This window comes from Streptomyces pristinaespiralis (assembly GCF_001278075.1).
In the GTDB taxonomy this organism is placed as follows: domain Bacteria; phylum Actinomycetota; class Actinomycetes; order Streptomycetales; family Streptomycetaceae; genus Streptomyces; species Streptomyces pristinaespiralis.
This window is the reverse complement of record NZ_CP011340.1, coordinates 7339836-7357444: the sequence shown is the minus strand read 5'-3', so window position 1 is coordinate 7357444 and position 17609 is coordinate 7339836. Positions and strand designations below refer to the sequence as shown.

General features: G+C 73.1%; 17 protein-coding genes. 15 read left to right on the top strand and 2 right to left on the bottom strand.

Annotated features, from left to right (window positions below):
• Positions 1-71 precede the first annotated feature (71 nt).
• On the top strand, positions 72-554 hold the full coding sequence (locus SPRI_RS31665; RefSeq protein WP_037775347.1) for an Lrp/AsnC family transcriptional regulator: 483 nt from the start codon (positions 72-74) through the stop codon (positions 552-554).
• A gap of 25 nt (positions 555-579) precedes the next feature.
• Positions 580-1266, top strand: a complete 687-nt coding sequence (locus tag SPRI_RS31660; protein ID WP_037777142.1) for an HAD family hydrolase — start codon at positions 580-582, stop codon at positions 1264-1266.
• Between the two features lie 16 nt (positions 1267-1282).
• Here the strand turns inward: SPRI_RS31660 and SPRI_RS31655 are convergent, their stop codons facing one another.
• Together SPRI_RS31655 and SPRI_RS38965 are read right to left on the bottom strand one after the other, a co-directional pair.
• Complete coding sequence (locus tag SPRI_RS31655; protein ID WP_005320470.1) at positions 1283-2491, bottom strand: helix-turn-helix domain-containing protein; 1209 nt, start codon at positions 2489-2491, stop codon at positions 1283-1285.
• Positions 2488-2640, bottom strand: coding sequence for a hypothetical protein (locus tag SPRI_RS38965; protein ID WP_005320469.1), 153 nt, complete (start codon positions 2638-2640; stop codon positions 2488-2490). The genes SPRI_RS31655 and SPRI_RS38965 overlap by 4 nt, the downstream gene beginning before the upstream one ends.
• Before the next feature lie 184 nt (positions 2641-2824).
• On the opposite strand from SPRI_RS38965, the gene SPRI_RS31650 reads away from it, so the two are divergent.
• From SPRI_RS31650 to SPRI_RS31590, 13 genes are all read left to right on the top strand, one after another.
• A complete protein-coding gene (locus SPRI_RS31650) occupies positions 2825-3808 on the top strand; it encodes a DUF3068 domain-containing protein (RefSeq protein ID WP_005320468.1) in 984 nt (327 codons plus the stop codon).
• Positions 3809-3972: 164 nt separating this feature from the next.
• Complete coding sequence (locus tag SPRI_RS31645) at positions 3973-5178, top strand: glycosyltransferase family 4 protein (RefSeq protein WP_005320463.1); 1206 nt, start codon at positions 3973-3975, stop codon at positions 5176-5178.
• Positions 5175-5894: a class I SAM-dependent methyltransferase gene (locus tag SPRI_RS31640; RefSeq protein WP_053557560.1), complete on the top strand. Its 720-nt coding sequence runs from the start codon at positions 5175-5177 to the stop codon at positions 5892-5894. The genes SPRI_RS31645 and SPRI_RS31640 overlap by 4 nt, the downstream gene beginning before the upstream one ends.
• Complete coding sequence (locus tag SPRI_RS31635; RefSeq protein ID WP_053557559.1) at positions 5891-10162, top strand: alpha-(1->3)-arabinofuranosyltransferase domain-containing protein; 4272 nt, start codon at positions 5891-5893, stop codon at positions 10160-10162. The genes SPRI_RS31640 and SPRI_RS31635 overlap by 4 nt, the downstream gene beginning before the upstream one ends.
• Positions 10162-11475 (top strand): condensation protein, encoded by a 1314-nt coding sequence (locus SPRI_RS31630; protein WP_053557558.1) that lies wholly within the window; start codon positions 10162-10164, stop codon positions 11473-11475. Before SPRI_RS31635 ends, SPRI_RS31630 begins: the two co-directional genes overlap by 1 nt.
• Positions 11472-12191, top strand: a complete 720-nt coding sequence (locus tag SPRI_RS31625) for a class I SAM-dependent methyltransferase (RefSeq protein WP_005320456.1) — start codon at positions 11472-11474, stop codon at positions 12189-12191. The genes SPRI_RS31630 and SPRI_RS31625 overlap by 4 nt, the downstream gene beginning before the upstream one ends.
• A 5-nt stretch (positions 12192-12196) precedes the next feature.
• On the top strand, positions 12197-13084 hold the full coding sequence (locus SPRI_RS31620; RefSeq protein WP_005320455.1) for a hypothetical protein: 888 nt from the start codon (positions 12197-12199) through the stop codon (positions 13082-13084).
• A gap of 68 nt (positions 13085-13152) precedes the next feature.
• Positions 13153-13362 (top strand): Trm112 family protein, encoded by a 210-nt coding sequence (locus SPRI_RS31615; RefSeq protein ID WP_005320454.1) that lies wholly within the window; start codon positions 13153-13155, stop codon positions 13360-13362.
• Positions 13359-14138, top strand: coding sequence for an FkbM family methyltransferase (locus tag SPRI_RS31610; protein ID WP_053557557.1), 780 nt, complete (start codon positions 13359-13361; stop codon positions 14136-14138). The genes SPRI_RS31615 and SPRI_RS31610 overlap by 4 nt, the downstream gene beginning before the upstream one ends.
• A 218-nt stretch (positions 14139-14356) precedes the next feature.
• On the top strand, positions 14357-15169 hold the full coding sequence (locus tag SPRI_RS31605; RefSeq protein WP_005320444.1) for an alpha/beta fold hydrolase: 813 nt from the start codon (positions 14357-14359) through the stop codon (positions 15167-15169).
• Positions 15170-15207: 38 nt separating this feature from the next.
• Positions 15208-16443, top strand: coding sequence for a PP2C family protein-serine/threonine phosphatase (locus SPRI_RS31600; protein ID WP_050791766.1), 1236 nt, complete (start codon positions 15208-15210; stop codon positions 16441-16443).
• Positions 16444-16686: 243 nt separating this feature from the next.
• Complete coding sequence (locus SPRI_RS31595; protein ID WP_005320442.1) at positions 16687-17181, top strand: DUF2617 family protein; 495 nt, start codon at positions 16687-16689, stop codon at positions 17179-17181.
• Positions 17178-17579, top strand: a complete 402-nt coding sequence (locus SPRI_RS31590; RefSeq protein WP_005320441.1) for a DUF4247 domain-containing protein — start codon at positions 17178-17180, stop codon at positions 17577-17579. The genes SPRI_RS31595 and SPRI_RS31590 overlap by 4 nt, the downstream gene beginning before the upstream one ends.
• Positions 17580-17609 lie beyond the last annotated feature (30 nt).

The following is a 17609-nucleotide window of genomic DNA, read 5'->3' as shown; positions in this document are numbered from 1 at the left end:
CGGGCCCGTCCCACTGGGCCATTGGTACGGTGGAGGTCCCTGATACGCGCCGCGAAAGGGCCCGACGGACCATGGCGGTGGACGAGCTCGACACCCGCATCCTGCGTCTGCTGATCGAGCAGCCGCGCACGAGTGTGCGTGAGTACGCCCGCATCCTCGGCATCGCCCGCGGGACGCTGCAGGCCAGGATCGACCGCCTCGAGCGTGACGGCGTGATCACCGGGACGGGGCCCCACCTCTCCCCCGGCGCGCTGGGGCATCCGGTACTGGCCTTCGTGCACATCGAGGTCACCCAGGGGCATCTGGACGAGGTGGGCGACGCCCTGGCGGCCGTGCCCGAGATCATCGAGGCGTTCTCGATCACCGGCGGCGGGGACCTGCTGACCCGGGTCGCCGCGCGGGACAACGGACATCTCGAGGACGTCATCCAGCGGCTGATCAATCTGCCCGGCGTGGTGCGCACCCGCACCGAGATGGCCCTGCGCGAGCGGGTGCCCTACCGGCTGCTGCCGCTGGTCGAGGCCGTCGGCCGGTCGGCCGGTGCGCCGCGCTGAACCGGCGCTTGGCATGCTGGACGGCATGAGCACTGCGCGTACCCCCTCTGTCATCTTCGATCTCGACGGCACGCTCGTGGACAGCGAGCCGAACTACTTCGAAGCGGGACGCCGGGTCCTCGCGGCGCACGGGGTGCTCGATTTCGACTGGGAGCAGCACACGCGGTTCATCGGCATCGGCACCCGGGAGACACTGGAGATCCTGCGCGCCCGGTACGCCCTCGACGCGCCGCTCGACGAGCTGCTGGCCGCGAAGAACCGCGCCTACCTGGAGCTGGCGAGCGCATCGACGGACGTGTTTCCCCAGATGCGCGCGTTCATGGAGCGCCTGTCGGCCCGGGGCGTGCCGATGGCGGTGGCCTCCGGTTCCTCACGGGCCGCCATCGAGGCCGTGCTCGCCGGTACCGGTCTCGCGGCGCACATCGCGGTGACCGTGTCCGCGGAGGAGGTCGGCCGCGGCAAGCCGGAGCCCGACGTCTTCCTGGAGGCGGCGCGGCGCCTGGCCGCGGCACCGGCCGACTGCGTGGTCGTGGAGGACGCGCCGCCGGGGGCGGCGGCCGCCCGCGCGGCGGGGATGAGGTGCATCGCCGTGCCGTACGTCGAGGACACGGCGGAGGACACCGCGTTCCTCGCGGCGGACCTGCTGTTCAAGGGCGGGCAGCGGGAGTTCACGGCGGAGGCCGCGTACGGGTGGGTCATGGGCGGGGCGTGAGGCTGCGGGCGCACGTTCAGAGACCGCCCTCCCCCAGTTGCCCGCGCAGCCGCTGGGAACGCAGCACGAGCAGCATCTCGAAGCGGCGGTCGGGGTCGTCGATCAGGTCGCCCCACAGTTCGCGGATCTGCCGCAGCCGGTAGCGGGCCGTCTGGGGGTGGATGCCCAGACGGTGCGCCACCTCGGGTGCTCCGCCCGCGGTCTCCATCCAGGCGAGCAGGGTCTCCGCAAGGCGGCGGGCCTGGGTGGGGGCGGCGTCGCGGAGGGGCGCCAGGCAGCGGCGGGCCGCCGCGTCGATCAGCTCCCCCGACGGCAGTAAGACCAGTTCCTCCGTGCGTTCCGTGCAGTGCAGCACCTCGCCGTCCGGCAGCAGTCCGCTCTCGATGAGGCGGACCGCCGTCTCCGCCCAGCGCAGCGACCTGGCGGCGGCCGCGAGCGGCACCGGCGGGCCGATCGCACCCGACCAGCCGGCCGTGGCACGGCGCAGGGTCTCCGCACGGCCGGCGGTGCACGGTTCCGGCACGACGATGCGCGGCTGTTCGCTCTCCATGTCGAGGAGGATGCCCTGTTCGACGGCCGGTGCGACGGCTTCCCTGGCGGGGCGTACCAGAACGCCGACGGCGACGGTGGCGGGCAGGTCCCAGCCGATGCGGGCGGCCCTTTCCGCGAGCGTCCCGGCCGGGTCGCCGCGGTGCTCCACGAGCAGCAGGTCGATCAACTGGCGTTGCAGGCGCAGCCTTTCGCCCGCACGGCGGGCAGCGGCCTCGGCGTAGCCCCGTACCGACTGTTCCACCAGGCCGTCCAGGTACTCGAAGCCGGATTCGGCGAGTTCGTACATGGCGGGAGCGGCGATGTCGACCTGCTGGCCGATCTCGGCGAACCGCCGCCAGGCCAGTCTGACGCCGAGCCGGTAGGTGGCCTGGAGCGAGTCGAGGCTGCGGCCGCCGCGGCCCTCGCCGCGGCCGAACTCCTGGAAGACGTCCGGCGGTACGCGGGGACGCCCGGTGCCTGACGCCAGGTTGTGCACGAAGCCCTCGATGGCGCGGCGGATGCCGACGAGCGCCATCGGCTCGCCCGACTCGTCCCCCGTGAGCCTCAGTTCGGGGTGCTCGCGCCGTATCTCGCCGAGGATCTCCTGGGCGAGCTCCTGGGCCCCGGCGAGGGCGATCGCGGCGAACCGGTCGAGCTGCGCCTGGGGGACCTCGCTCCACGCGGGGCGCGTCATCGGGCGGGCCGCCCGGTGTCGTAACTGATCAGCGGGGTGTTCGGCTGCTCCGGGGTGCTCTGCAGCGCGGCCACGATGCCGAGGGCCGTGCCCACGGCGAGCGCCGCGGCCAACGCTGCGGTGACGGCGGCGGCAAGAAGTCTGCGCATGTCGGGTCAGCTCCTAGCTGGAGGCGATCCCCACCCGTCGGCCGGCCCCCACCGGCTGAACGCACAGTGTTGACAGTACATTGACATTCCGTCAAGTGGCTGCCTACTGTTCTGAGCCCTCGAGGGCTGACCGGCCCGGGGTCCGTGCATCTCCCTGCGACTTCTTCCGATCCAGGAGTGCCGGATGCGCCGTACTGCTTCACCGACCTCGCTTCTGCTCTTCGGGGCAGGAGTCTTCCTGCTCGTGCTGGCTCCCCTTCTCGCCTGGTACGTGGCACCCCAGGCCAAGCGCACACCCGTCGACGTCGACACCACCACCGTGTTCACCGGCACCGGCAGCTACTTCGACACCTCGAAGGTGAGAACCGTGCACGGGCAGCGGATCACGGTGACCCGTCAGGTACGGGGCGACGTGGCCGACAGCGAGAAGAGCGGCAACGCCGTGTGGGACGTGTCCACCTCCGTCGACAGCGACGCCACCCTGCCGGCCGCCGACACCCGGGACTCCTTGCAGTGGACGCTGGAGCGCTGGGTGACCGACCGGGCCACCAACGAGCCGGTGCACTGCTGCGACGAGTCCCCCGTCTTCGACGGCGAGGCCTACCTGAAGTTCCCCTTCGACGTCGAGAAGCGCTCCTACCGCTGGTGGGACGGCACGCTCGGGGGCGTGATCCGGCTCCGCTACAGCGGCACGGCGAAGATCCAGGGTTACGAGGGCCTGCGGTTCACCGGCAGCGTGCCGCCGACCAGGACCGGGGTGCGCCAGGTGCCGGGACGGCTGGTCGGCAGGGACAAGGCCCCGCAGGTGCTGGCCGAGGAGTGGTACTCCAACAGCGCCGTCGAGTTGGTCGTGGACCGGCGCACCGGGCGGATCGTGCACGCCGCCATCGGTCCCCGTAAGACGCTGCGCGCGCCGGGCTCGGACAAGGACGCGGTGGTGCTGCTGGAGAGCGAGCGGCTCGCGTTCACGGCGGAGACACAGCGGCAGCAGGTCGAGCTCGCCTCACGCGACAGCGGCAAGCTCGCCGTCCTCGGTTCCACCGCTCCGGTGGGCGCGGCGGCACTGGGCGGCCTGCTCGCGGTGATCGGCGCCGCGCTGGTGGCACGCGGTCGCCGTCCGGCTCCGGACCGCGCGAATGCTCACATGATGACGAGTCCGCCCGCCTGAGAGGCGCACAAGTTGTCATACCGGTGAGTAGCCGCGCGCCGACGGCGTATCCAAAACTGGCTGTCCCCACCACAGCACGGCCCCCCGGTCACCCCCCACCGTCCCCGACCCGGCACCGCCACCCCCCCATTCCCCTCCGCACCCCGAAACGAGTTGGAGCACCCATGCCCCAGCACGTACCTCCCCCACTGCTCGAGGCGCGGCAGCAGCCGCCGGCCCGCCCGCACCAACGCCAGGCCGTGCTCCCGGAGTTGTCCGGAAGCCCCCGGCACATCGTCTTCCTCGCCCACCGTGACCTCGGCAACTCCGCCGCCGGCGGCTCCGAACTGCTCGTGGACCAGCTCGCGCAGGGCCTCACCGCGCGGGGCCACCGGATCACCCTGCTGTGCGGCGGGCCCGCCGTGCACCGCTCGTACCGGGTGGTGTCGGCCGGCGGCCGGCTCGGGCACTACGCCGGCGCACGGTCCGCGTTCGCCCGGCAGGTCGGCGCGTGCGATCTGCTGGTCGAGGTGTGCAACGGCATGCCGTACCTGGCCCCCCTCTGGCACCGCGGTCCCACCGTCTGCCTGGTCAACCACGTCCACACCGAGCTCTGGGACATGCGCTTCCCGCCGCCCGTGGCCCGTGCCGGACGGCTGCTCGAACACTGGGCGCTCGCCCGCGCGCACCGCGGCAACCTCATGGTGGCCGTCTCTCCGTCCACGGCCGGCGCCCTGCGCGCGATCGGCGTGCCCGACCGCCGGATCCGGGTCGTGCACAACGGCGTCGACGAACCGGCCGCGCGCAGCCCGCGCTCGCGGACGCCGATGTTCCTCGCGCTGGGCCGGCTGGTCGACTACAAGCGCGTCGATCTGCTGCTGCGCCTGTGGGAACGGGTCCGGCCGGTCACCGGTGGCCGGCTCGTCGTCGTCGGCGACGGGCCGGAGCGGGCCCGTCTGGAGCGACTCGCCGGTGAGGGCGTCGAGTTCACCGGCCATGTGCCGGAGGAGGAGAAGCACCGCCTGCTCTGCGAGTCGTGGCTGCTGCTGCATCCCGCGGCCGTCGAGGGCTGGGGCCTTGTGGTGACGGAGGCCGGGGCACGGGGCACCCCCACCCTGGGCTTCGACGTACCCGGCCTGCGCGATTCGGTCCAGGACGGCGTCACGGGCCTGCTGTGCCGCGGCGAGTCGTCGTTCGCCGCGGCGTGGTGCACGCTGGCCCTCGACTGCGACCGGCGCGAGGACATGGGGAAGGCCGCCGCCGAGCGCGCCGCCGCCTTCCGCTGGAGCAGCACGGTGCGGCATTTCGAGGCCGTGGCCGAGGAAGCGGTGGGCCGCTCACCCGTTCCACGGAGCGGGACACCCGCCACCACGAACGGCGCGCGGACGTGAAGGACCCTTCGTTCCGGCGTTCCCTCACGCTCTTCCGGGCGTTCATGCGCGAACAGGCCGACCCCGCCCGTGCCTACGGGCTGCTCGCCCGCGACGCGGCCGACCAGGTGGAGCGGTACATGAAGCTGGACGGCCGGGTCGTCGTCGACATCGGCGGCGGCAGCGGTCACTTCACCCGTGAGTTCAGACGGCGCGGCGCACACGGCTACCTCTTCGAACCGGACGTCACCGAACTGGCGGCCTCTCCGGGCGAGGGAACGGTCGTCGCCGACGGATACCTCCTCCCCCTCGCCGAGGGCGCGGCCGACGTCTGCTTCTCGTCGAACGTGCTGGAACACGTCGCCGACCCGCGGACCTTCCTGAGCGAGATGGTCCGCGTCACCCGGCCCGGCGGACTGATCTACGTGTCGTTCACCAACTGGCTCTCGCCGTGGGGCGGTCACGAGTGGGCGCCCTGGCACTATCTGGGCGCGGAGCGGGCCCGTGCCCGGTTCGAGCGCCGCAGCGGGCGGGCCGCGAAGCACCGGCTCGGCGAGAACCTCTTCGCGATCGGTGTCGGCCCGACACTGCGCCATGTCAGGGGCCGCGGCGATGTGGACCTCGTCTGCGCGCGCTCGCGGTACTGGCCGGTCCTCCCCGAGCTCGTCCCGCGTGTGCCGGGCCTGCGTGAGTTCGCCACCTGGAACCTCCTCCTCATTCTCCGGCGGTGTTCATGACCAGCGCTGTCCACACACGACCGCCCGCCCGTCCCGCGGCCGGCGGTCCGCCCTCCGGCCGGTCGCCGGAACCCCGGTCGCGCCGTTGGCTGGTGGGCTTCTGGGCGGCGGTGTTCGTGGCCTTCCTGGCGGTGTCGCCGGGCCGGATGACGTTCGAGACGAAGCTCGGCGTGGTCGCCGACCCGTGGCAGTTCCTCAGCGACCTGAGCGGTCTGTGGCACGACCGGTCCGGCTTCGGCGGCATCGCCGACCAGTACATCGGCTACGCCGTCCCCATGCTGCCGTTCCACGCGCTGGCGGATCTGGTCCAGTTGCCCGTCTGGCTCGCGGAGCGGCTGTGGCTCTCGATCGTGGTCACCACGGCCTTCTGGGGGGCGCTGCGGCTGGCGGAGCGGCTGGGTGCCGGCTCGCCGGGCAGCAGGCTCCTCGGCGCGGCCGTCTACGCCCTGTGGCCCACGTACACGATCGTCGTCGGCTCGACCTCCGCGGCCGCGCTGCCCGGCGCGATGCTGCCGTGGGTGCTGCTGCCGCTGACGAACCCGCACACCGCGCCCCGGATCGCCGCAGCCCGTTCCGCGCTGCTGATCCCCCTGATGGGCGGCGTGAACGCCGCGTCGACACTTGCCTCTCTGCTGCCCGTCGGGTTCTACCTGCTGTGCCGGCCCGGCGGTCCGCGCAAGCGGGCGCTCATCGCCTGGTGGACCCCCTCGGTGGTCCTCGCCACCGCCTGGTGGATCGTTCCGCTGCTGCTCCTCGGCGTGTACGGCGAGAACTTCATGCCGTACGTGGAGTCCTCGCAGACCACCACCGCCACGATGTCGGCGACCGAGGTGCTGCGCGGCGCGGGGAACTGGGTGGGCTATCTCAACTTCGGCGAGGCGTGGCTCCCGGCCGGCTGGACCGTCGTCACCTCGGCCCTTGTCGTCATGTGCTCCGCGCTCGCCGCCGCACTGGGGCTCGCCGGTCTCGCCCGGCGGGATCTGCCCGAACGCCGCTGGCTGGTGGTGACCGTGCTCACCGTCTGCCTCGTCACGCTGGCCGGGTACGGCGGGGCGCTGGGCGGCCCCTTCCACGGGACCGTGCGGGACTGGCTCGACGGCCCGCTGGTGCCGTTCCGCAACGTCTACAAGTTCCAGACGGGAGCCGCGCTGGCGCTGGCCCTGGGCCTGACGCACCTGACCGCCGTCGTCTCCCTCGTGCCGAGGCTGCGCGGGCGGCGCCTCGTCCCGGCGGCGGCCCTTCTCGTACTGCCGGGCCTGTGCTGGCCGTATGTCAACGGCTCGATCCTCCAGCCCGGTTCGTTCCAGCGGCTGCCCGCGTACTGGGAGACGACCGCCGACTGGCTGGCGGACAACGCGGCCCAGGACCGGGCCCTCGTCGTGCCGGCGACCGCGCACGGCATCTACACCTGGGGCTCTCCCATCGACCAGCCGCTGGACGTCCTCGCGCGCTCACCGTGGGCGCAGCGGGACTACGTGCCCTTCGGCACACCGGGCAACCGCCGTGCGATGGACGCCGTCGAGCAGGCGCTCACCACCGGAGGCGAGGTACCGGGCCTGAGCGCCTTTCTGCGGCGGGCCGGGCTGCACCACGTCGTGGTGCGCAACGACCTCGACCCCCGCCAGCTGGGCCACGTCCCGACCACCACGGTGAAACGGACCCTGGAGGCGTCCGGTTACAGGCGCGTCGCCGGCTTCGGCCCCGTGCTGACCGGCGGGCGGATCGCCGAGGACACACCGGTCCAGGTCGAGGGGCTGTTCCCCCGCCAGCGGGCCGTGGAGATCTACGAACCCCCGGCCGGCACCGCTCGCCCCGGCAAGGCCCGGCTGACGCCGGCGTCGGCGGCGGCCGTCGTCAGCGGCGGTCCGGAGTCCCTGCTGCCGCTGTCCGCGGGCGGGCGGCTCGACGGCCGGCCGGCCGTTCTCGCCGGCGACGAACTCCCGGGCGTGGACCGGCCGTCGCTGTACGCGGCGGGGGACGGGATGCGCCGCGCCGACACCCGCTTCGGGCTGGTCAACTCGAACACGTCCCACACCTACACCCGCGAGGAACGCAACGCCGCCGAGGCGGTGCAGGACCCCGGTGCCGAGCCGCGGCAGATCCTGCCCCTGACGAGCCCTGGGCACCAGACCACCGCCGTGCTCCGGGGCGCCGCCTCCGTGAGCGCGTCGTCCGCGGGGAACTGGCTCTTCCACCTGCCGCAGTACGACCCGGTCAACGCCTTCGACGGCAACCCCGCCACCGGCTGGGCGGAGGGCTCGCCCGGCTCACCGGAGGGCGAATGGGTCAGGATCGACTTCAACGGGCCGACGACCGTGCCGGCCACGCTCCGGCTGACCCCGCTGCCAAGCGGCAACGTCCGCGCCGCGCCGACGGCCGTCCGTGTCGAGACCGACCTCGGCAGCCGTACGAGTGCCCTCCGGCCCGACGGCTCCGTCCAGCAGGTCGACGCCCCGGAAGGGGCCGCGTCCTGGCTGAAGGTCACCGTCCTTGAGTCCCAGCAGGGGCGCCCCGGGCTGACGGGGGCCGGGTTCGCCGAGATCACCGTGCCCAGCGTCCAGGTCACGCGCATGCTCCGGCTTCCCGAGGACGCCCCGAAGGAGACCGGCGGCTCCGTCGTCTACTCGCTCCAGCGCGGCAGCGACCCGGGCGGACTGTCCGCGGTGGCCGCCGAGGTGGGGCTGCACCGGCAGTTCACCGCGGCCCGCTCCGGCGCGTACACCGTCCGTGCCACCGCACTGCCCGTGCCGGGCGAAGCGCTGGACAAGCTGCTGTTCGAACTGACCGGTCAGCGCGACAAGATCGTCACGAGCGCCGACTCGACGGCGGCCCTGGGAACGAACCTCAGCCCCCGCAACCTCACGGACGGCGACCTCACCACGGCCTGGATCGCCGGTGAGCGTCCGGTGCTCCATCTGTCCTGGCCGAAGAAGACCTCGGTCGGCGAGATCGTCTTCGCGGCGGCCGGCGGGCTCTCCACCCGGCCCGAACAGGTGCAGATCAGCTCGCCCGACGGGACCGCCGTCGCCGCCGTGGACGAGAACGGCATGGCCCGGTTCCCGCCCATCACCACCGACCGGATGGACATCACCGTCTCGCGGACCGCGCCGCTGACGCTGCACAACCCGGTCGCCGACGACCAGTTGCAGCTTCCGGTCGGCCTGAGCGAGATCCACATCCCGGCCCTGAAGGAGTTCCGCGCACCACAGCCGGACCCGGACAAGACGTTCACGCTGCCGTGCGGCAAGGGGCCGGTCCTCTCCGTCGACGGGCAGTTCCTCGAGACCCGCGCCGAAGGCCGGGTACGGGACCTGACCGGGCGCCGGCCCGTCGACGTCTCGCTCTGCACGGACGGGAGCCGGGTGGACCTCGACGAACGGACCCACACGGTCGAGGCCGGGGACGCGGGCCCCCTCGCCGTCACCGGCGTCACGCTCACGACCGGTACGCCGGCGTCCGCCGGGCCGGAACGGGCCCTGGAGGTCCGGGAAGGCACGGGTGACCACCGGTCCGTGCGGGTCGGGCCGGGAGACGCCTCGTACCTCCAGCTCCACGAGAACCACAACCCCGGCTGGAAGGCCACGCTGGACGGTGAGGAGCTGACCCCGCTGCGGATCGACGGCTGGCAGCAGGGCTGGCTTATCCCCGCGGGGCAGGGCGGCACGGTGGAGCTCGAGTACGAACCGTCGTGGATGTACCGCGCCGGGCTCGCCGGCGCGGGGCTGCTGCTCGCCGTGCTGGTGTGCCTCGCGCTCCTCGGGCGACGCGGCCGGGCCGCGGAGCACACCGCGGCGGCGCCTCCCGCGCCCGGGCCGCTGCTCGGCACGGTGGCCCTGACCCTGGTGGCCGTGGTGGTCGCCGGCCCGGTGGCGGTGGTGGTGCCCGTGCTGGCGGTCGTGGCACGGCTGCGACCGGTGTTGCTCGTACCGCTCGCGTTCACGGCGATGGCCGGAGCCGGCGCGGTGGCCGTGCTGGGCGCGGGTGACGGGCTCTCACCGGACCGGGGCGCGTACGGACCGGCGGCTCAACTCCTCGCCCTGACAGCCCTGTTCGCGGCTCTGGTGAGCGTCGGGCGGGAACATGGCGGCCCCACCGGCGCCCACCGGTACGGCGGACCGGCCGCCCCGCGGGCGACGGTCCCCGACGCAGGCCGCCCACCCGGTTCCGGCACACCGGAACCTCGTCCGCCCCGGCCGCCCGGTGCACCGGCGCCCCCGGCGTCCGGCAGCGGCGGACCGCCGCCCCACCACCCCGGAAGGAGTCTCTGATGGCGACGGTCGAACGCCCCACATCCCCCGACGCGGCGTACCCGGACCTGCCGCGGGTGCCGTTCCCGGTCGTCGACGAGGTCGCACGGCACTGCGCGCAGGACACGGAACCCAACACGGTGCACATCGAGATCCATCTCCCCGGCGCCATCGAACCGGACCGGCTGCGCTCCGCTTTCGGCGAGGCCCTGTGCCGGTATCCGCGCGCACTGATGCGGGAGCGGGCCCGCGGGCCGCTCGCACGGCGCTACGAGTGGGAGCTGACGCGCCGGCCCGACACGGAGGTGGTGACGTTCCCGCCGCGCGCGGCGGGCGCCCTCGCCCGGGCACGGGACCGCGCCCTCGCCGAGGCGCCGCCCCTGACGTCCTCGCCGCCGCTGCGGCTCGAGGTCGTCGAGGAGCCCGGCAGAGACGGCTGCGTGCTGGTGTTCACGCTCAACCACACGGCTCTCGACGGCCCCGCGTGCCTGCGGCTGGCGGCCACGGCGGCGGAGATCTACAGCGGTGCGCCGGCCCCCGCCCTGCCCCCGCCGGCCCGGCCGGCACCCGCCGGACGGCCGCACCGGGCGGGCGGCCCGACCCTGCCCGGCAGACCCGCGCGGGTCGCGGCAGGCACCCCGGGGCCGGTGCCGGGCAACGCGATGCTCGTCACCGAACTGCCCGTGCCCCGGCGGGAAGCGGGAGCTTCCTACACCGTCAACGACCAGCTGATGGTGGCCACCGCCCTGACCGTCGCCGGCTGGAACCGGGCGCACGGCGCGCCGCGCCGGCCGCTGCGCATCACCATGCCCGTTGACGACCGCAGCCGGGGACCCGAGATGCCCATCGGCAACGGCACCCGTCTGGTCGAGGTCGGCTTCACGGCCACAGAGACGGCCACAGGGACCGACGGCTTCGACCTCGCGCTGCTGCTGCGCCGCACCGCGGAACGGACCCGCGCCCTCAAGGCCGAGCCACGGCCTCAACTGGGCCACGGAGCAGGCCTGTTGACACTCCCCGTCCTGCCGGTCGCGGCGCGGGCGGGGCTCACCCGCGGCCTGCGGCTGCTGGCCGCGCCGTGGACCTCGACGACGCTGCTGAGCAACATCGGCCGCATCCCGTACCCGCTGGACTTCGGCGACGCCGGGCGGGCCTTCGCCGTGTGGTTCTCCGCGCCGGCCAGGATGCCGCGCGGGCTCACCGTCACCACCGCCTCCACGGATGGCCGGCTCCATCTGGTGCTGCGGTGGTCGCGTTCCCTGCTCTGCGACGACGACGGCGTACGGCTGCGCGAACTGTTCGTCCACCATCTGACGGCGATGGAGGCCCTGTGACCGGCACCGGCTCACCGGCCCTGCGGGACTTCTACGAGGATCCGGCCGTCCCGGTCGCCTCGGGCGACGCCCGCAGCAGACGCCAGGCACGGCTGCTGGCCGAGGCCCTCGGCACGTCGCCGGGGCAGCTCGTCGTCGACGTGGGATGCGGCGACGGCAGCGCGGCGCGGGCTGCGGCGCCGTTCCTCCGCGGCCACCGGCTCGTCGGCGTCGACTGGTCGCACGACGCGCTGCGCCGCGCCCGCCCGCACCTCGGGAACGTGGTGCGCGGCGAACTCGACTGCGGGCTGCCGCTCGCCGACGGGTGCGCGGACGCGGTGCTGTTCAGCGAGGTCATCGAGCATCTGGTCGACCCGGACCACGCACTGGACGAACTGCGTCGGATCCTGCGGCCGGGCGGCCATCTGATGCTCTCCACGCCGAACCTCGCGGCCTGGTACAACCGCGCCCTGCTGCTGGCCGGGGTGCAGCCCGTGTTCTCCGAGGTGAGCCTGCGCGGGATCCACGGCCGGCCCGGCTCGCAGGTGGTGGGCCACCTGCGGCTGTACACGGCCCGTGCCCTGCGCTCGTACCTCACGGCCGCCGGATTCCACGACGTGCGGATCACGGGCGCGCCGTTCCACGGGGTGCCGCGCGGGCTGCGGCTGCTGGACCGGGCGGCGTGCGCGGTGCCCGGTGCGGCGTCCGTCCTCCTCGCGCACGCCCGGCGGGGGTAGCGGCCGTGTGGTGGGGCGTGGGCGCGGCGCTGGTGGCCAACCTGCTGTACAGCGTGGGTTTCGTACTGGAGAAGAGAGCCCTCGGCCGGCTCCCGGCGCTCTCCGCCGGCAGGCCCGTGCACGTCGTCCTGGTGCTGCTGACCAGTCCGGCGTGGATCGCCGGATCGCTGGCGCTGGCCGCCGGGTTCGCGGCCCAGCTGATCGTCTACCGGGCGCTGCCGATCGCGGCCGCGCAGGGCATCTTCGTGTCGGGCCTCGTGCTGCTCCTGCTGCTGTCGTCGGCGGTGCTCGGCGAGCAGCCGTCGGGCCGCGAGCGCTACGCCCTCGGCGCGGTGCTCGTGGCGCTCCTGATGGTCGTCGCCTCCGTCCGCGAGGACGAGGACACGGTGAGCGGCGGAGCTCCGTGGACGCTGGTGCTGCTGGTGAGCGTGCCGACACTCGCCGCGGGCGTGTGGCTCTACGGCCGGGTCGAGCAGCGCTCCCGCAAGCGCCACCGGCTGCCGACCAACGGCATCGGCTACGGCGTGGCCGTGGGCCTGCTGTACGGGGTCAGCTCGCTGGCGATCAAGGGCGCGTCGAGTCGCCTGACCACGGCCGACGTCACCGACGCGGCCCACTCGCTGTTCACCTCGCCCTACCCGTACCTGCTGATGTTCACCGCGGCGGCCGGTCTCGTCATGTCGCAGACGGCGCTGCAGCGTTGCCGCGCCTCCCTCATCGTGCCCGTCTGCACGACGGTGACGTGCCTGTTCACGGCGGTGCTCGGGACGATCACGTTCGGGGAGCGGCTGCCGGAGGATCCGCTCCTGCTGACTCTGCGCGTGGCCGGTACGGCGCTGGCGCTGTCCGTGCTGCTCGCGCTCCCGCGCCACGATCCGGCCCCGCGCACGTAAGGGCTGCCGCACTCGACCGGACCGACCGGACCGACCGGATCCGATCACCCGAACCCAAGGAAGGTGCCATGGACGCCGACGACCCGCTGCTGCGCATCCTCGCCTGCCCGCTCGACAAGGGCCCGCTGACGCTGCTCAGCGAACAGAACATCCTCTACAACCCGAGGCTCCAGCTCAGTTACCCCATCGTGGACGGCATCCCGCAGCTGCTTCCGTCCTCGGGGAGCAGGGTCACGGAGGACGACCACGCCACGTACCTGCGGGCGGCCGCCGAGTGACCACGCTTGCGGCAGCGGTCGCCTCCCGCCTGCCCACCCGCTGGGTCGGCTCCGCGGCCTGCGCCCTGTATCCGCGCTTCGAACCGGAACTGAGTCGGCTGGCCGACTTCTGCCCGCGAGGAGGCACGGCGATCGACATCGGCGGCTGGTACGGCCCCTGGTCCCGCCGGCTCGCCGCCCGCTGCGAGCGGGTCGTGACCCTGGAACCCGTGCCCCACCTGGCCCGGCACCTCCGGTCGACGCTGCCCGGCAACGCCCGCGTCGTACAGGCGGCCGCCGGGGACCGTGAGGGCACCGCCCGGCTGTGGCTGCCGGCGGGCGACCGCGGGGACCGGGGGGTCTCCTCGCTCGCCCGCCGGGAGATCCACTCACACAGCGTGGACGTGCGGACGGTCACGGTCGACAGCCTCGGGCTGCACGGCGTGCGCTTCGTGAAGGTGGACGTGGACGGCGAGGAACTGGCGGCGCTGCTCGGGGCTTCCGGCCTGCTCCGGAGGGACCGCCCGGCGCTCCTCGTCGAGCTCGAGACCCGTATCCGCCCCATCGCCCCGGTGGTCGCCCTGCTGACCGGCCAGGGCTACCGGGGCTGGGTCCTGGCCGCCCGCTCGTGGATGCCGCTGGCCGACTTCGACCTGGCCGGCCACCAGTCCAGGACGGAGCACCTGGTGCACCGGGGCCTGCTGCGCAGGGCCCTGATCCCGAGGGACGGCCGGTACATCAATTCGGTGCTCTTCCTGCCGGACGGACGCGTCCCCGGCGGCACGGCGGCGCCCTAGGGCTGTTGCGAAAGGCGCTGGTCACGCCTCCGGACCGTATCGGCCACTGGTTGCAGCCACTCCTCACCGCCGCTCGCCCAGGACTGCGACCAGGACTGCGACCAGCGCGGTCCCGCCGAGGTGCGCCGTGTCCCGTGGCCACGGCCCGATACCACGCGAGGCGAGTCCGATATATGGCGATATTCAGATGTTCGCCGCTTTGATGCGAAGATGTCCGTATGGATGTACGGAACAGGAACCGTGTCACCGAGACCGGGAGGACCGACGGTCCGGTGGTGATGCTGGCGCACGGGTTCGGGTGCGACCAGAACCTGTGGCGCCTGGTCGTCCCGACGCTGGAACGCGACTTCCGGGTCGTGCTCTTCGACCACGTGGGGGCCGGCCTGTCCGATCTGTCGGCATGGAACGAGGAGCGGTACGCGGCGCTCGACGGCTACGCCGATGACGTGCTGGAGATCTGCCACGAGCTGGATCCCGGCCCCGTGGTCTTCGTCGGACACTCGGTCAGTGCGACGGTCGGCGTACTGGCAGCGGTGCGCGAACCGGAACGCTTCTCCGGGCTGGTCCTGCTCACCCCGTCGCCCTGCTACATCGACGATCCCGCGACCGGCTACCGGGGCGGCTTCAGCGCCGAGGACATCGACGAGCTGCTGGAGTCCCTGGACTCGAACTATCTGGGCTGGTCGGCGGCGATGGCGTCGGTGATCATGGGCAACCCGGACCGCCCGGAACTGGGTGAGGAGCTGACCAACAGCTTCTGCCGCACCGACCCCAGGATCGCCCGCGTCTTCGCCCGCGCCACGTTCCTGTCCGACAACCGGGACGATTTCGCCGAGGTGCGTGTCCCGACGCTGATCGCGCAGAGCGCCGAGGACGCGATCGCCCCCCGCGAGGTGGGGGCGTTCGTGCACGCGCAGATCGACGGGAGCGAGCTGGTCACCCTCGACGCGACCGGGCACTGCCCGCAGCTCAGCGCGCCCGAGGCGACCGCAGCGGCGATCGCCTCCTTCGCCGCCCGGGCGGGCCGGTGACGTCCGGGGACGTCCCCGGCCGCGCATCCGACGGCCCCTTGGACCCGGACCCCGGCGGCGTGGCGAGCGGCAGCCAGGTCTCCGCGCTGCTCGAGGACAGCGCGGAGGACCTGTACGAGAACGCGCCGTGCGGCTACCTCTCCACCCTCCTCGACGGGCGGATCGCCAAGATCAACCGCACCCTGCTGGACTGGCTCGGTCACCGGCGCGAGGACCTGGTGGGCCGCAAGCGGTTCGCCGACCTGCTCACCGTCGGCGGGAAGCTCTACCACGAGACCCACTTCGCGCCGCTCCTGCGACTCCAGGGAGAGGTCAGTGGTATCGCGCTGGAGCTGAAGGCCGCCGACGGCGGCCGGCTGCCGGTCCTGGTCACCTCCGCCGTCAAGAGGGACAGCGACGGCCGGCCCCTGCTGATCCGCACCACCGTCTTCGACGCCCGTGACCGCCGCGCGTACGAGACGGAACTGCTCCGCGCCCGGCAGGAAGCAGACCGGGAACGGGAACGCCTCCAGCGCCTGGCCACCACACTCCAGCGGACGCTGCTGCCGCCCGCGCTGGAGAACGTCCCCGGCCTGGATGTCGCCGCGCACTACCACATCGCCTCGGTCGACGAGGTCGGCGGCGACTTCTACGACCTGTTCCCCCTGAGCGCGGGCACGTGGGGACTGTTCCTCGGCGATGTGCGCGGCAAGGGTGCCACTGCGGCGGCCATCACCTCGCTGGCCCGCTACACCCTGCGGGCCGCCGCCGTCTACCACCCCGACCCGGCCGCCGTGCTCGACAACCTCAACACCGTGCTGAACCACGAGTACCAGGCCGATGACCCGAACTTCTGCACCGTCGTCTTCGGCCTGCTCACCCCCGCCGACCGCGGCGGCTTCGACATCACCCTCGCCAGCGGCGGGCACCCGCCCGCGCTGCTGATGCGCGCCGACGCCGGCGTCGACTACGTGCACACCCCCGGCGGGCAGCTGATCGGTGTCCTTCCCGACGCCGACATCGCCACCGCCACCCTCCACCTGGGCCCCGGCGACACGCTGCTGCTCTACACCGACGGCCTCACCGAGGCCCGGACCACCATGGCCGGCGAACGCTACGGCGACGAGGCACTCCTGGACCTCGCCCGGTCCCTGGCCCCGACGACGGCCACGGCCACCATCGCGGCGCTGAGGGACCTCCTCGACAACCTCGGCACCGGAGTGGACGACGACACCGCCCTCCTCGCCATCACCGTCCCCCGCCCGGGTGATGAACAAGGCCCGCAACGCGGCTGACGACGCCGAACCGCGCGCAGCCGATCCCTGGGAAGTCCGGGTGGGTTCCCCCTGAAAGCGGCGCCGTGACGCTGTGCCATACTCAGCGCGCTCACTGCCCGTCCCGAAGTCGTGGGGAACACCGTTGAAGCCCGACCTCGCCGCCCTCGGCGCCGGACCCGTGTCCGCCCTCCCCGCCCGGGCCGCCGCGCGGACACAACGCCCCGCCCCGGCAGTCGCCGGCCCCCGTCGGGGCAGGAACACGTGAGCGGTATAGAACTGACGACCCCGTATCTGGACACGGACGCGGACCAGCTCTCCTTCACCCTCGGCCGGCCCGCACGCGAGGCTCTCGCCGTACGCGACCTCACCGTCGGCGGCCTCGACGTCCAGCTCCGGCTCCTCGGCGCGTCCCACCAGGTCTTCGCCGGGCCGGTCCGGGAGACCGTGGCCTGCCTGCCGGGCGTCGCCGGGGGGCTGCCCGGGTCCGAGGTGCACGAGTTCGACGAGTGGCACTACCGCTTCACCGCCCGCGTCCGGCACTTCACCGCCGCCGGGTTCAGCGAAGAGGTGCACCGGATCCGCAAGCGGTCCGACGACGCCGCCGAGTCGCTGCACGGCATCTTCCCCGGCTCCCCCGAGGCGGTCACCGCGCTGACCGTCGAGCGGCTCGGCACCGGTCTGGGCTGGCGCACTTGGCACACCTACCCGCAGAGCCGCCAGATCGTGGCGACATTTACCCGGCTGGAGGCCCGATGAAGACAGCCCGACTCATCAGCGTGACGATGCTCGCCACGATCGCGCTCACCGCCTGCTCCAGTGAACCGGACGACGGCAACGACGTACCGTCCACCTGGATACGCCAGCAGTACACCAGCAGCGGCCTGGGTTATGTCGACACCAGTGACACCACGTCCAAGGTCGCGAAGGAGATCGACGGGCACACCTCGGCCCGTGACCGTATCGACGACTCCGGCAAGGTCTTCCTGCGCTACCGGGACGACATCGTCTCGATCGTCCCGCACCAGAGCGGCAGCCGGATAGAGATCGACGACTACCGCACCGGCTACCGACGCTGGAAGTCCAACATCCGGTCCGTCTGGCCGGACCCGGACAGCAACGAGTTCCGTGGCGGCGGCCCCGGATCCGGCAAGTGACCGCCCGCCGCGCCTAGTTCCGACTCCGGT